The sequence below is a fragment of the Mucilaginibacter sp. P4_A11 genome (assembly GCF_056402535.1).
This window is the reverse complement of record NZ_JBFUHE010000013.1, coordinates 187798-200445: the sequence shown is the minus strand read 5'-3', so window position 1 is coordinate 200445 and position 12648 is coordinate 187798. Positions and strand designations below refer to the sequence as shown.

14 protein-coding genes are annotated in these 12648 nt (G+C 41.7%); 6 read left to right on the top strand and 8 right to left on the bottom strand.

Annotation, left to right across the window (positions count from 1 at the left end):
• The first annotated feature begins 8 nt into the window (after positions 1-8).
• The 3 genes from AC1DUD_RS23170 (at position 9) to AC1DUD_RS23160 (ending at position 2402) form a co-directional block, all read left to right on the top strand.
• A complete protein-coding gene (locus AC1DUD_RS23170; RefSeq protein WP_330862383.1) occupies positions 9-449 on the top strand; it encodes a putative signal transducing protein in 441 nt (146 codons plus the stop codon).
• Between the two features lie 61 nt (positions 450-510).
• Positions 511-1521 (top strand): glycosylasparaginase, encoded by a 1011-nt coding sequence (locus tag AC1DUD_RS23165; protein ID WP_477378804.1) that lies wholly within the window; start codon positions 511-513, stop codon positions 1519-1521.
• Between the two features lie 128 nt (positions 1522-1649).
• On the top strand, positions 1650-2402 hold the full coding sequence (locus AC1DUD_RS23160) for a copper homeostasis protein CutC (RefSeq protein ID WP_477378802.1): 753 nt from the start codon (positions 1650-1652) through the stop codon (positions 2400-2402).
• A 129-nt stretch (positions 2403-2531) separates the two neighbouring features.
• Here the strand turns inward: AC1DUD_RS23160 and AC1DUD_RS23155 are convergent, their stop codons facing one another.
• The 3 genes from AC1DUD_RS23155 to AC1DUD_RS23145 all read right to left on the bottom strand — a co-directional run bounded on the left by AC1DUD_RS23155 (position 2532) and on the right by AC1DUD_RS23145 (position 7276).
• Positions 2532-5372, bottom strand: a complete 2841-nt coding sequence (locus tag AC1DUD_RS23155; protein WP_477378800.1) for a hypothetical protein — start codon at positions 5370-5372, stop codon at positions 2532-2534.
• Positions 5373-5709: 337 nt separating this feature from the next.
• Positions 5710-5925: a hypothetical protein gene (locus AC1DUD_RS23150; RefSeq protein ID WP_477378798.1), complete on the bottom strand. Its 216-nt coding sequence runs from the start codon at positions 5923-5925 to the stop codon at positions 5710-5712.
• An 85-nt stretch (positions 5926-6010) separates the two neighbouring features.
• Entirely contained in the window at positions 6011-7276 is a 1266-nt protein-coding gene (locus AC1DUD_RS23145; protein ID WP_477378796.1) for a metallophosphoesterase, read from the bottom strand.
• Between the two features lie 550 nt (positions 7277-7826).
• Here AC1DUD_RS23145 and AC1DUD_RS23140 point away from each other — a divergent pair.
• The gene (locus AC1DUD_RS23140; protein WP_477378793.1) at positions 7827-8687 is read left to right on the top strand and encodes a glycoside hydrolase family 16 protein; all 861 of its coding nucleotides are present in this window, start codon (positions 7827-7829) and stop codon (positions 8685-8687) included.
• A 110-nt stretch (positions 8688-8797) separates the two neighbouring features.
• Entirely contained in the window at positions 8798-8998 is a 201-nt protein-coding gene (locus AC1DUD_RS23135; protein WP_477378791.1) for a hypothetical protein, read from the top strand.
• 92 nt (positions 8999-9090) lie between these two features.
• On the opposite strand, the gene AC1DUD_RS23130 is transcribed toward AC1DUD_RS23135, so the two are convergent.
• Positions 9091-9237, bottom strand: a complete 147-nt coding sequence (locus tag AC1DUD_RS23130; RefSeq protein ID WP_477378789.1) for a hypothetical protein — start codon at positions 9235-9237, stop codon at positions 9091-9093.
• Between the two features lie 119 nt (positions 9238-9356).
• On the bottom strand, positions 9357-9881 hold the full coding sequence (locus AC1DUD_RS23125) for a Pr6Pr family membrane protein (protein ID WP_477378886.1): 525 nt from the start codon (positions 9879-9881) through the stop codon (positions 9357-9359).
• Positions 9882-10603: 722 nt separating this feature from the next.
• On the opposite strand from AC1DUD_RS23125, the gene AC1DUD_RS23120 reads away from it, so the two are divergent.
• Entirely contained in the window at positions 10604-11092 is a 489-nt protein-coding gene (locus tag AC1DUD_RS23120; RefSeq protein WP_477378787.1) for a VOC family protein, read from the top strand.
• A 44-nt stretch (positions 11093-11136) separates the two neighbouring features.
• Here the strand turns inward: AC1DUD_RS23120 and AC1DUD_RS23115 are convergent, their stop codons facing one another.
• The 3 genes from AC1DUD_RS23115 to AC1DUD_RS23105 all read right to left on the bottom strand — a co-directional run bounded on the left by AC1DUD_RS23115 (position 11137) and on the right by AC1DUD_RS23105 (position 12445).
• The gene (locus AC1DUD_RS23115) at positions 11137-11352 is read right to left on the bottom strand and encodes a hypothetical protein (RefSeq protein WP_330863404.1); all 216 of its coding nucleotides are present in this window, start codon (positions 11350-11352) and stop codon (positions 11137-11139) included.
• A gap of 110 nt (positions 11353-11462) precedes the next feature.
• Positions 11463-11864 (bottom strand): hypothetical protein, encoded by a 402-nt coding sequence (locus tag AC1DUD_RS23110; protein WP_477378784.1) that lies wholly within the window; start codon positions 11862-11864, stop codon positions 11463-11465.
• 20 nt (positions 11865-11884) lie between these two features.
• On the bottom strand, positions 11885-12445 hold the full coding sequence (locus tag AC1DUD_RS23105) for an RNA polymerase sigma factor (RefSeq protein ID WP_477378782.1): 561 nt from the start codon (positions 12443-12445) through the stop codon (positions 11885-11887).
• Positions 12446-12648 lie beyond the last annotated feature (203 nt).

The following is a 12648-nucleotide window of genomic DNA, read 5'->3' as shown; positions in this document are numbered from 1 at the left end:
CTACAACCATGGCTGTTCAACCCGAAGAAAAGATCATAACGTTTGAAACCTATTACGATGTTATGCTGGCACATATCATCCGCAGCAAACTGGAGGGCTATGGCATTCCCTGCTTTATTGCTGATGAAAACACTATCGGCTCCAACCCGCTTTACAACCAGGCTGTGGGTGGCATCAAGCTAAAAATATTTGAACGCGACCTGGAGCGCTGCCGTGAAATTTTAGCCGCCGAAGGCGATCTGCACGACCAGGACCACATTGAAATTGATGATGAAACGCTTAACGCAGTGATCTGTCCATATTGTGGTTCTACCAACGTTCGATACGGTTCCGCGACTGAAAAAAAGGTTCACTGGTTTACGGCCATCGTTTCATTTTTATTGATGATATTTCCGTTTTACAGCCGCAAAGCATGGCATTGTTTTAATTGCCAGCGCGATTTTGAATAGCACAACAGTCATCCAGCCATAACCAAACGGTTTTTATAGCTGTTTTTTATATATTAGCGGTATGTACAACCGCCGTAAGTTCATCAAATTATCCGCCGCAGGTGCTTCATTTGCAGCGCTTTCTAAATCTGCCATAGCAAAAACTGTCATTGCCAAACCCGAGGGCGGTTATCCTATTGTTATCTCCACCTGGGATTTTGGTATCATTGCTAATAAAGGTGCCTGGAAAGTGTTATCAGCCGGAGGCCGCGCGCTTGACGCCATTGAGACGGGTGCACGCATCCCCGAAGCCGAAGATATTACTAACCATACTGTGGGTCGTACAGGTCTGCCCGACCGTGACGGTCACGTAACCCTCGACTCATGTATTATGGATGAGTTTGGCAATTGCGGTTCAGTAGCTGCCATGGAAAACATAGCCCACCCCATTTCGGTAGCCCGTTTGGTAATGGAAAAAACACCTCACGTAATGCTGGTTGGCGAAGGTGCTACCCAGTTTGCCGTTGAGCAGGGTATGAAAAAAGAAAAACTGCTAACTCCCGAAACAGAAAAAATCTGGAAGGAATGGCTAAAAAAAGCCCAGTACAGCCCCGTAATGAATATTGAAAACGGAGGCAAACCGGGCAATAAATATAATCACGATACTATTGGCATGCTGGCTATTGATGCTAAAGGCAATATTTCGGGTGGATGCACTACCAGCGGTATGGCCTTTAAACTGCATGGCCGTGTTGGCGACAGTCCTATTATAGGAGCCGGCCTTTATGTCGATAATGAAGTTGGCGGCGCAACCTCAACAGGTGTTGGTGAAGAAGTGATCCGCAATGTGGGCAGCTTTTTAGTAGTTGAGCTGATGCGCCAGGGTTTATCGCCCGAAGATGCCTGCAAAGAAGCTGTAAACCGCATCATTAAAAAGAAGCCGGAAATAGCCAAAAAGATCCAGGTTGGATTTTTAGCTATCAACAAAAAAGGAGAATATGGTGCTTATGCTATACAAAGCGGTTTTTCATACGCCGTTTGTAATGCACAGCAGCAGGACCTGTTAATACCGGGAAAGAGTTATTATAAATAGAAATTATTTGGTTCATGGTTGATAGATCATGGTTTATGGCGAAAAGCTATTAGGATGTTGGACTAAATAGACGAATCCGGCTATGAACTATCAACTATGATCCATGAACTAAAAAACATAAAAGAAAAATGTATCAACCCGTATCGCTCGAAGTTTGTGCTAATTCGGTTACATCGGCCCTTGCGGCCCAGGAGGGCGGCGCTGTACGTGTTGAACTTTGCGAAAATTTAAAGGAGGGCGGCACCACTCCCTCACACGGCACCATATTAATGGCCCGCAGCCTGCTCCATATCAAGCTTTATGTGCTCATCCGTCCGCGTGGAGGCGACTTTTTGTACAATGAGATGGAGTATAATCTCATGATGGCCGACATCAGGTATTGTATTGATGCCGGATGTGATGGCGTTGTGATTGGTATCCTTAACGAAGATGGCACCATAGATATAGAGCGCTGTACCGAAATGGTGCGCCTCGCCAGGCAATGGGGATTAGGTGTAACTTTTCACCGTGCTTTTGATATGTGTGCAGATCAGCATAAAGCACTTGAAGAAATCATCGAAATGGGCTGTGAACGCGTCCTTACCTCCGGAGGCAAAAGTACCGCTATCGAAGGCGCCAGCAACTTACACCGCCTTGTTGAACAAGCAGCAGACCGTATCAGCATTATGCCCGGAAGCGGTGTAAGTGAAGCCAACGTGGCCGACCTGATCCATTTTACAGGGGTAAAGGAAGTTCATTCGTCGGCCAGGATCAAGGTTGCGAGTAAAATGAAGTTTCATAACGAAAGCATCATGATGAGCGCTGAAGCCGGCGATGAATACAGTATCGACGTAACCGGAGTTGACCGGGTCAAGGAATTGATTAGGCTGGCGAATAGTTGAAGCGTCTTTAAAATGGTGCAATATAAAAGCCGTCATTGCGAGGAACGAAGCAATCGCGAGCTATACAGAGTGGCTCTGTAAGTAGGGGATTGCTTCGTTCCTCGCAATGACGGTTTTTTTAGGTTACTTCTAAAAAAACGTAACCGGTAAAACCAGTTCTATCCTGTTTCGTCCCGTTCCTCCAAAAAAGTCCTCATCCAGCAACCGGCTGTACCTGATGCCAAATGTGATACTGTTTTGGTTAAAGAATTTCGTATCGAAATACAGCGTCCCTCCTGCCGATCTGAAGTTTTGTTTAAAACTGCTGCCATCGGTAAAAAAGTTGGAGGCGTTGGCATGGGTATAATCAAAAAACAATGCCCCGCGCAGTCGCAAAAGGTAAAACAGGTTACCAAAGCCCGCATCGGGATAAGCTATCGGTAAATGATAGGTTAAACCTACCTTATTCATATTATCCAGGTTTTCGGCAGTATAACCTTTGGAGAAAGGAAAATCATTAGAGAAACTGATCACATTATCCTTGCCCTTTTGCTGGTGCGCCAGGCTGATCACAAAGTTGTGGTTCACAAATAGACCGGGGAAATAAAACGAACCTGTTGCTAACAACTGTATTGCCCCTGAGCCCGAAATTGCCGATTTGTAATTAACCCCAATACTTTGTGCAAACCGTGGATAGATGTTTTTTTGCGCCTGCTGAGTTTGGTTATTGAAGCTGATGTAATTATTAAGGTAACTATACGACCGGTCGGCAAAGCGGTTTTTGTAAGCCTGCTGAAAGTTGATACTGTTAAAATACAGATCACTGCCAAAGGTAAGGCCTGTTATGCGTTTGCCTTCGCTAAAGTTTAATGGCACACGTAAACCGCCATGCACTGCAGTTTCGTTCCAGTAAACGTATTGTCCTTTGTAAAAGCTCCTCCTGTCAAGCGTGTAATCTGCCCCGACCGAGATATAAGGGAACAATGCACCGTAGATGGCATCAAAGCCAAATTGCTTATAACCTTCGTTGGTATTGTAATCAAAAGATAGTTCGGACTGGAAAGTATTCAGCACATTCTCACCAGTAATAGCAAACGAATAATTAGGATCGCTGATGTTAGGGATGATGCTGTGAAAATTAAACAAACCGTGTGCTTTTGAATAATTGGTAACCGGCAATGGCTTATCTGCTATCCCTGCAACCATATTGGCAGCCGAATCTTTTTTAAGCGCGGTGATACCCAGCTCAGGCAAATAACGTGCATAATCGCCACCTGCTGCTATCCATTTCAGATCCTTTCTATTAGCCTGATTAATACGATAACCATCGGCAGTAAAACCTACCCAAGCCAGTTTATTGTCGCTTACAGCAGGTTGATAATAGCCTATGCCACTGTTGTTACCTGTCGGCAGCATCTCGAAAACGCTTTTATCGGCAAGCATCATCATAAACAGGCGGTCGTTTTCACCATCAGTTTGGGTAAAGTAAAGCTTATCTTTTTTCAGGGCGATAAAACCGATAGGGCGATAACTCAGTGGCGTTAGATAATCGGTTTTACCAGTAGCGATCTCTGTAAGAGCGATGCCTATTTTGCCATCCTTATTACGCGCTGCTGATAGTAGTTTTCCCTCGCTATAAAACTTTGGATAGGTATAAAACAGCCCTTGAGGGTTTGGGATTTCGTTTTTCAGTTTGCCTGCGGTATCTAAAATATGCAGCTGGCTTGTACCCGAGGGATCAACCTGTACAGCAACAATGCTTTGGCCATCAGCACTAAAAGCTGGCGAAAAGTATTTTGCCTTTGATGTAATGCGATGTTCCTGTCCTGTTTGTGTATCAAGCAGCATCAATTCGCTGTAGTTACGGTAGCCCCAGCGCAAGTCTGGCCGATAGGATGCATAAATTACTTTACCGTTATTATAATCAAAATAGCTATCCAACGAATAAGAACGGGTGCTGAGCTTTACTTCCTTATCACCCGTTTTAGTGAAAAAAGCTGGTAAATCGTCATAGGTATTTTTAGCATAAATAAGCGTACTATCATTTACAAACGCCGGGTATTGCCGGTTGGCATCAAAGTGTTTCTTTCGTTCGACAACCGGCTGAGTATTATCTTCAGCAAATTGCTCTTTGAAATAACTGAACCCATTATTTGAAAATGTTTTAAAACTTTCGCCGGTATATTTTTTAACAGCCCATTGAAAAGGATAAAACCCGCCACGATAAGCCGCGGCATCATGTGTCACATTCTTCCACAGCTCGCTGCCATATTTTTCCCGGCCATAGGCCACCATCATATACCCCAAAGGGTAATGATCAGGTACATAATCGCGGTACGAACCATTGCGGAGTTTCATATAGCTGTAGTTTTTATCCGCAGCCCATAATGCACGATAACCGGTAAAAAAATAAGGCAGTCTGCCCCGGCCCTGTTCGCTCACCAGGGTTTCGTTAAATACAGCGTCACCTTCAAAAAACCAATTGGGTACGGCAAGATCGTTACCTAACGCTTGACCACCCTCGCCAAAAATTATGCGGAGAAAATGCGAAAGGCCTACATTAAAATTATTGTACTGCTGCACATGCCTGTACTCATGAATGGCCAACTGTTGCGGCCACGGCAAGCTGCCTATGTCAAAACTATTTTGTTCGGGGGTTAAATAAAACTCGCTTCTGAAGGGTGCCAATCCCACATAACCGTTGGCTATGGTAGTTTGATTTTGCAATACAATACTAATCTGTTTTTGCTTAAACCCGATTGTTGGCCTCACCAAACCGTTCATTTGCTGAACGATATTAGCAACCCGCAACCCTGCCGAATCCAAACCAGCCGGAAATATTACCCGGGCAGGTGATGTGTTTACCTGTTTCCAATTTATTGACGGCGGGTTACCACCAAAAACCTGCGCTTTTGATAATGTAGCAGAAAATAACAGCGCCGGGAATATTAATTTTTGAAGCCTTTTGTAACCGGTAAACAGATGATTCATTGCGGGTGAAAGTAAGTACAAATTGTAATTTAAACAACAAAGCTGCTTACTGAACGCTTATTAATTTGAACTGGTATAAAACAAAAAACACCCGCCGGACAGGCGGGTGTAAGACAAGGTTAAGGTTTAGGTTTTAAATATTATTCAATTACTAAAAGGCAACATTAGCAGCCTTTTATAAATAATGGCATTTTGTATATATGCATTTTAACCAACACCTAAATTTCGGTATTAAAAAACATCGCTGCAATCCGTGAAAACACCGAATTTTGCACCGTTAAATAACGGTAAATAACCGCAAAAAAAAACCGGTCAGCTGTTGACCGGTTTCACCGTTTTATATCTTGATGATCTTACCACCTGTTTGCTGAGCCGGTTTATGAGAGTCGGGCTTGGGGATGTGTTTTATAATGGAGATAAGTGCACGAGCAATAGTAGCAGTTGCTTTCACGCCAAAATGCACGAAGGGCTTCATCACCTCCCAGGCATTGCTATGCTGGTGCTGTACCTGCGGATCATGCTTGTTTATCCTTTTTATATTGTTAGTTGCCATAATTTTAGTTTTAAATACTTTGTATAAAAGCATAAAAACCTTGCCATAAATAAGGATCCCAAAATATCAAACGCTTTTTGCAAGCTTAAGCTACCTTTTTCTTCAACTCAATAACCGTAACCTCCGGCCAAATACCTAACCTGCCCGAAAATGCCAGGAAGCCGAAACCGCGGTTCACATATAAGTAACGGTTCTTTTCATTGGCAAGACCGGCCCAATCGAGATAACGGTATTTTACAGGGCTCCATCTAAACCCGGGGATCTCTACACCGAACTGTGCTCCATGCGTGTGTCCTGACAATGTAAGATGAATAGTGGTAGGATTGTAGCGCACTTGCTCCTCCCAATGTGTAGGATCATGTGAGAGCAGTATTTTAAAGGCATCTTGGGGTACCCCCTCAAGTGCTTTTTTCAGATCGCCTACCTTTATAAAACCTCTGCCCCAGTTTTGGATCCCGATGAGCGAGATCTTTTGTCCGTCTTTTTCAATAGTCACATTTTCATCCAATAGCAGGCGATAATCTAAAGCTTTGTGGTGTTGTTTAAGCTTATCCAGATTGGCTGCTTTTTCCTGTTCACTATCCCAATGAATGTAATCGCCGTAATCGTGGTTTCCCAAAATAGAAAACTGCCCATAAGGGGCTTTGATCTGCCCGAACCTTTCAATATAAGGTTCAATTTCTGACGCTGCATTATTTACCAGGTCACCGGTAAAAACAAACAGATCGCTTTTCTGGGCTTTAGCCAGGTCAATACCACGTTGCATAGCTGCTGTATTGTCAAAACTTCCCGAATGAATATCGGAGAGCTGAGTAATAGTAAAGCCGTCAAACGCATCAGGCAGATCTTCAAAATAAAGCGTGGTTTTATGCAGCCTGTAATCGTATTTACCCTTAAACATTGCATAAAAGAAGGAAGTAAAAGGCACGGCAGCTACCAATACCGCTATCTCGCTGATAAATTTACGCCTGCCGGGAAAAGCTGATTCCCCCTTTGTAGCGCCCGAGCCACTAATCAAATTGAAAATCCCTGTAAAAAAACGTCCAAGATCGCCAAGGGAAAGTATGATGATAAAGAAAAGTTTAGTAATAAAGAAAGTAAGGAACAAGCTCAGCATCCATTCGTGGAAAGGACGCATGCCGCTTGCTGTGCTAAAAGCGCCAAAGCCCAGTAAAAACAATGCAGTTACCCCTACAGACACGATTAAGTATCCCCACAAAACAACATTGCGCCACAGGTTTGATGGCCAGTCGGCAGTTAGGGTTTTAAGGCCGGAGTGGATGTACCAATCAAATAATAAACTAATAAACGCAATGATCGCGAACACCTTTAAAAAGCCACTATTGTGCATATAAACATTTATAAGACTGCAATTTAAAAAAGTAAAGGTAATTGAAGGGTAAAATTGCGGAGGGATTCAGGATTGGGTTCAAAAACTTTGTCACGTTGAACTATCGCTACCCATTACATAATAAAAATAGGGGGCATGCTGAGTGTATAAATCTGGCGAACTCTGAAGGTCAAACGACTAAAAAGGGAGGGTCAGTTTGAGCCTGTCGAAGACACGCGCGGAGAGGCCTGCCCACCATGCTTCGACAGGCTCAGTATGATACCCATGTTAAATCCGGTCATAGAACTTGCTTCAGCACCCCACAAGAAAGGTAGGCGATTTGCTTAGCATGATGGCTTAGCAAGTGAGGTGTTGAAATAAATTCAACATGACGTTGTGAAAATGTCATTTCTCCTTCAGAGTCCGTAGACCCTCAAAACTAAGGATGACAAAAGTGTTGTCCCCGGCTACCTCCACCCCTCTTTGTAAAATTATAATCTCAATTCTGAAACCCTAAATTCGTTTCATCCAATTTATATACTTTTAAACCCTCATCTCACATCATCAAAAAATGAAATTAAAACATTTGCTGTTAGCAGCAAGCCTTTTAACAGCAGCACAGGTATTTGCACAAAAGCAGCCCAAAACGGATACTGTTTTCTTTGAAAATTTTAATAGACCAACCCTCAACAGGAATCAATGGAACGTTGAAGTTACAGGCCATACCGTTAATGACGAACAGCAGGCTTACGTTGATTCGGCGGCTACTATTTATATGATCGATGGCAAAGACGAAGGAGCTACAAACGGCGCTTTGGTTTTAAAGGCCCTGTATCAGCCTGGCTTTACCAGCAAAGAGCAACGGAAATATGATTTTATTTCGGGACGGATTAACACCCGAGCTAAAATGGAATTTACTTATGGAACCGCCTCCTGCAGAATGAAAATGGCATCGGGCGCCGGTTTATGGCCTGCTTTTTGGGCATTGGGCAACGGTAAATGGCCCGATTGCGGCGAAATTGACGTCATGGAAACTGTTGGCGACTCAAGCTGGGTGAGCCACGCTTTACACGGACCGGGCTACTTTGGTAATACACCGCTTGCGAAACGTGTATTTTTCCCGGCGAGGATTGATGTTACACAATGGCATGTATATTCGGTCGATTGGTCGCCGGAGAGCCTTGTTTTTAAAGTTGACGGTAAAGTAACTTATACAGTAACCAAAGCTATGGTCGAAAAATATGGCCGCTGGGCTTTTGATAATAAAAAATTCATCATCCTTAATTTCGCTTTAGGCGGTGGTTATCCGGGTGGTGTTAACAAGGTTACGAAGCCTTACCATGGCCTGTCGGAAAATACAGTTAACAAAATAAAAGCAGGGGATGCCAAAACCATTGTCGACTGGGTGCTGGTAACTAAATCCGCGAATTAATATTGTTGACACATTTGTAAAATAAAGGTTATTTAAATTTTACTTTCATAAAACATTGGGTAAATTTTATTGCCATATTTTTGAATTATCAAAAAACACATCATCTACCCATGGCAATATTAACCGTTCAAATACCCGACGCAGAGCTCCTCACACTATCAAGCATAGTTGAACAAATATCAGGCAGTATCATCAAAGTTACTTCTGAAGAAGATATCAATCACGGCGATTGCATTTTGCATAAAGACGACCTTTTTATTAAAAACAAACTGGAAAATAATCTTCACCATAAGCACCTCTGGAACGATTGATTTTTAGATAAAACGATCCCGGTTTTTAATCGCCATACAATAAAAGAGGCCGTGCTGATAAAGCACGGCCTCTTTTATTGTATTTACCTTATTTAGTTATGTATAACTACACGTTCGTGTACACGAACCCTTTCATCGTGGCGGTGCTTGCGGCGTTCGCGATATTCGGCAGAACAGCTTGTAAAACCCATTGCGGCTAATATTAACAGTGCAATTGAGCGTGAAACAGTGATTTTCATAGCAAATGATTTATAAGTTTTAATAGATATGAATACAACTAATCACTTATCATGCCATAAGAATAAAACAAAACCACGGTAAAAGGAATGTTACAGCAGCACTTTAATCAAGTAACAAGCTACCCTATAAGTTCGGACTTCTGTTTTGACATGATCCGGTTGATCCAAACAAACAGAAAGCCGATGAGCAGGAATGCAATAAGCATGAGTAATGAATTTATAACAACCTGTATCAACCCCAATTTATCGATATTCAAAAATGGATAAGGGTACAAATGGCTGATACTACCACGGATAAATACATATACTGAATAGATTAGAGGAAACCAAAGCCAGTTTAAAGCCTGTATCCATTTTAAATTTGCTTTTGGTAAGCATGCTAACCAACACACTACAAACACAACCGGGTTTACGGAGTGCAGCAATTCATCAGCCAGCTTAAATAAACCTTCGGGATGCCACAAGCTGCGGAGCACCAGATTATAAACCAAGCCTACTATAGTGATATATAAAGCAATAGCGCTTAAAACACGTGGCTGAAAAATGTATTTCCCTAAACGGCTATTGGTTTTAAACAAAAAAGTAAGACATATAGCTGCAAGTAAATTGCTCAGGATTGTAAAATAACTAAATAGTTGTACCAGGCTACCGGCAAGGCTTCGCCCCTATTTTAAGTAAGCTGAAATTGATATGGTTATTTGCAAAATTAAACCGAACCATATAATAACAGTAGAGATGTATAACCATTTACGGCCTTTAACCGTATAATTGATATKTAGTTTATATTGTTCCATAGCTATTTTCAGGGCTTAATTTATCGTAAACGCCCCTACAAAATAAGAACAAACTATTATTACCCMTTAAATAAATAATAAATAGCTGAACACGGTAACATAAATTTAATTTCCTACGTATTATATTTATGGAGGATTTTAATCTCAATCAGGATTTTTTTACCATTTTGGGATAAAATACGATAAATACCTTCACTAAGTTGAACGACCTGATAACTAATCGCAATTAAAAATTTTATTAAACGCTGGATGAAGTATGAGGGGTTATGTAAATATACCAGGATCGGTTGATTGCAACTGCTGCAAGATTTGCGGTGCAAGACCAATAATTGTGCTGATTAAAGATATCGGATACGTGGTTAAATGCCCTGTTGATGACAGTCATTACAGGACCCATCCGGGCCTTATTGATATTAATGACTGGAACATACACAACACTGATTGTATTAACCTTGAAGAGGAAAAATTAATATTCAGCTTTCATTAAATGGATTTGTGTAATTTATTTGTGCATTGTATAAACCACAATGCTAAACCTATATATTTAGGCATTTAAATTACCAATCCTAAATATGAGATCGCCATCAATAATCATTAAAACAGTTAAAATAACCACTTTACTGCTGTCAATAACTGTGCTTTTACCTGCAGTTTGTAAAGCTCAAAACGGTACTGATATCTCGCCCGTGGTTGATCACATTGCCATTACCACCAGTAACCTTAAAAAAAGCACTGAATTTTACACCAAAGTATTACACCTCAAAAAGGTCGACAATCCGTTTGCTGATACCGTACATCAATGGTACAGCCTTGGCAACAATGTAAAACTTCACGTTATACAAGCCGACCGTAACGAAAAACAGGTTAAGGGAGTACACCTTTGCTTCACTGTTTCGTCGGTAAAAGAGTTTGCAAAAACACTTGACCAAATGAAGGTCCCTTACTCAAACTGGAAAGGCGACAGTAAAGAACCTACCTATCGTGCAGATGGGGTATTGCAATTGTATTTCCAGGATCCGGATGGCTATTGGATTGAAATAAACAGCCCGGCAAAAAAATAAGCCGGGCCGCCAAACAATCACTTAACTAAAATTCTTGTAGTTTATTAATATTCCAGTTCCTGGCAATGGATGCCGGCTTTTTGCAACAGCGATTCGATATAACGAGGTGAAATATCCTTTGCCTCCACACGTAAAATATTATCGCAATCTTCAAGGTCAAAATTCCATTGGGCAATGGCTGGTACTTTAGTCAATAAATTTTGCACCCGGCTCACCTGCCGTTTTTGTCTTACGCTTGTTGCAAATACCAGTACATCCATTGTAAAGCTATTGTGGGGTAAATAAATATTAAATTATATAAAGCTTAAAGCTAATATCCTGATTGTTAATACAACCGATTAACAAATCTCATATAAGCCAATCTTTCTGTTTATTCGGCTTTCTTCTCTTCGTTAACCGTGGTATTAAAATCGTCCCAGTCACGGCCAAACCTGCCATGCCCACGGCCTTTCCATCCGCACATGCGGTCTTCCCACTGCGCACGGAATTTATCTCTGTCTTCGGGACTCATATTTTTAAACCGCTCGGCCATACGTCCGCGCATCCAGGGGGCACCTCCACCGCTTTTAGGGCCGCCTTTACCAAAGCCAAACAAAATCTTGCATAAAATAAATATGCCTACAGCCTGCCAGTAAGTAATGGTTGTTACATGTAAAATATCCGGCAGTAAATTATTCCAAAGCTGCATCACTATAAAGCTAATGACGGCCAGGCAAGCGATCACCCCAAGCGGGATGAAAAAAAATCGCCTTTTATAAAAAAATGGTTTCATGTTATATAATGTCTTAATTTTTAATATTCAGTAATTTCACGGTAAAGCTGGGCAAGTCGTTTGCGTAAGTGTAATACCGCATAACGTTTTCTTGATACCAGCGTGTTGGTATTTAGCCCGGTACGTTTGGCAATTTCCTCAAAGGGGATATCTTCAAGCTCATGCCAAACAAATACCTGTTTTTGTTCTTCGGGCAATTCATCCAGCGCAAAAAATAACTGCTCCCAAAAAAGGTTGCGCAAATACTCGGTTTCGGGAGTGGTAGCTTCGGTAAGGAGTATGGCTTTAAAGTCCGGAGCCTCATCATCATAATCTTCACCATCGGCCAGCATATCATCAAGCAGGGTTTCTGTCTTTTTTTTATGCTTGTCAGTTATTTTGTTCCGGGCCACCCGGTATAGCCAGGCGCTGGTTTGTTCAATCGGTTCAGAATTAATAACAGCGCTAAACTGGTACCAAACGTCCTGGAGTATATCCTCGGCATCGGCATCGTTTTTTACCCTCCGGCGAATAAATCCCAACAGGCTTTTACCATACGAAGCAATTGTTTGTATGATGTGGCTGTTTTTGTCCTGGGGCATTATCGCTGTTGTCAATTTCTTTATCCTATTTAAAGATAAAGACGATTGTGATTTAAAAACATTTTAATTTTTTTCAAAAAAATCTATTTAGTACATAAAAGCCATTTCTGACAGTAAAAACGGCATTTTATTTAATCAGGCCCCCAACTTAAACAACGATGTTTAAACACCATAAAGACACTTTTGTCGAATTAAATTCATTT

What these genes read in the sequence shown, in the direction of transcription:
- AC1DUD_RS23115 (WP_330863404.1), bottom strand. Translation starts at nt 11,352, where the DNA reads ATGGATGTACTGGTATTTGCAACAAGCGTAAGACAAAAACGGCAGGTG.
- AC1DUD_RS23155 (WP_477378800.1), bottom strand. Translation starts at nt 5,372, where the DNA reads ATGAATCATCTGTTTACCGGTTACAAAAGGCTTCAAAAATTAATATTC.
- AC1DUD_RS23105 (WP_477378782.1), bottom strand. Translation starts at nt 12,445, where the DNA reads ATGCCCCAGGACAAAAACAGCCACATCATACAAACAATTGCTTCGTAT.
- AC1DUD_RS23165 (WP_477378804.1), top strand. Translation starts at nt 511, where the DNA reads ATGTACAACCGCCGTAAGTTCATCAAATTATCCGCCGCAGGTGCTTCA.
- AC1DUD_RS23150 (WP_477378798.1), bottom strand. Translation starts at nt 5,925, where the DNA reads ATGGCAACTAACAATATAAAAAGGATAAACAAGCATGATCCGCAGGTA.
- AC1DUD_RS23120 (WP_477378787.1), top strand. Translation starts at nt 10,604, where the DNA reads ATGAGATCGCCATCAATAATCATTAAAACAGTTAAAATAACCACTTTA.
- AC1DUD_RS23160 (WP_477378802.1), top strand. Translation starts at nt 1,650, where the DNA reads ATGTATCAACCCGTATCGCTCGAAGTTTGTGCTAATTCGGTTACATCG.
- AC1DUD_RS23170 (WP_330862383.1), top strand. Translation starts at nt 9, where the DNA reads ATGGCTGTTCAACCCGAAGAAAAGATCATAACGTTTGAAACCTATTAC.
- AC1DUD_RS23145 (WP_477378796.1), bottom strand. Translation starts at nt 7,276, where the DNA reads ATGCACAATAGTGGCTTTTTAAAGGTGTTCGCGATCATTGCGTTTATT.
- AC1DUD_RS23140 (WP_477378793.1), top strand. Translation starts at nt 7,827, where the DNA reads ATGAAATTAAAACATTTGCTGTTAGCAGCAAGCCTTTTAACAGCAGCA.
- AC1DUD_RS23110 (WP_477378784.1), bottom strand. Translation starts at nt 11,864, where the DNA reads ATGAAACCATTTTTTTATAAAAGGCGATTTTTTTTCATCCCGCTTGGG.
- AC1DUD_RS23130 (WP_477378789.1), bottom strand. Translation starts at nt 9,237, where the DNA reads ATGAAAATCACTGTTTCACGCTCAATTGCACTGTTAATATTAGCCGCA.
- AC1DUD_RS23135 (WP_477378791.1), top strand. Translation starts at nt 8,798, where the DNA reads ATGGCAATATTAACCGTTCAAATACCCGACGCAGAGCTCCTCACACTA.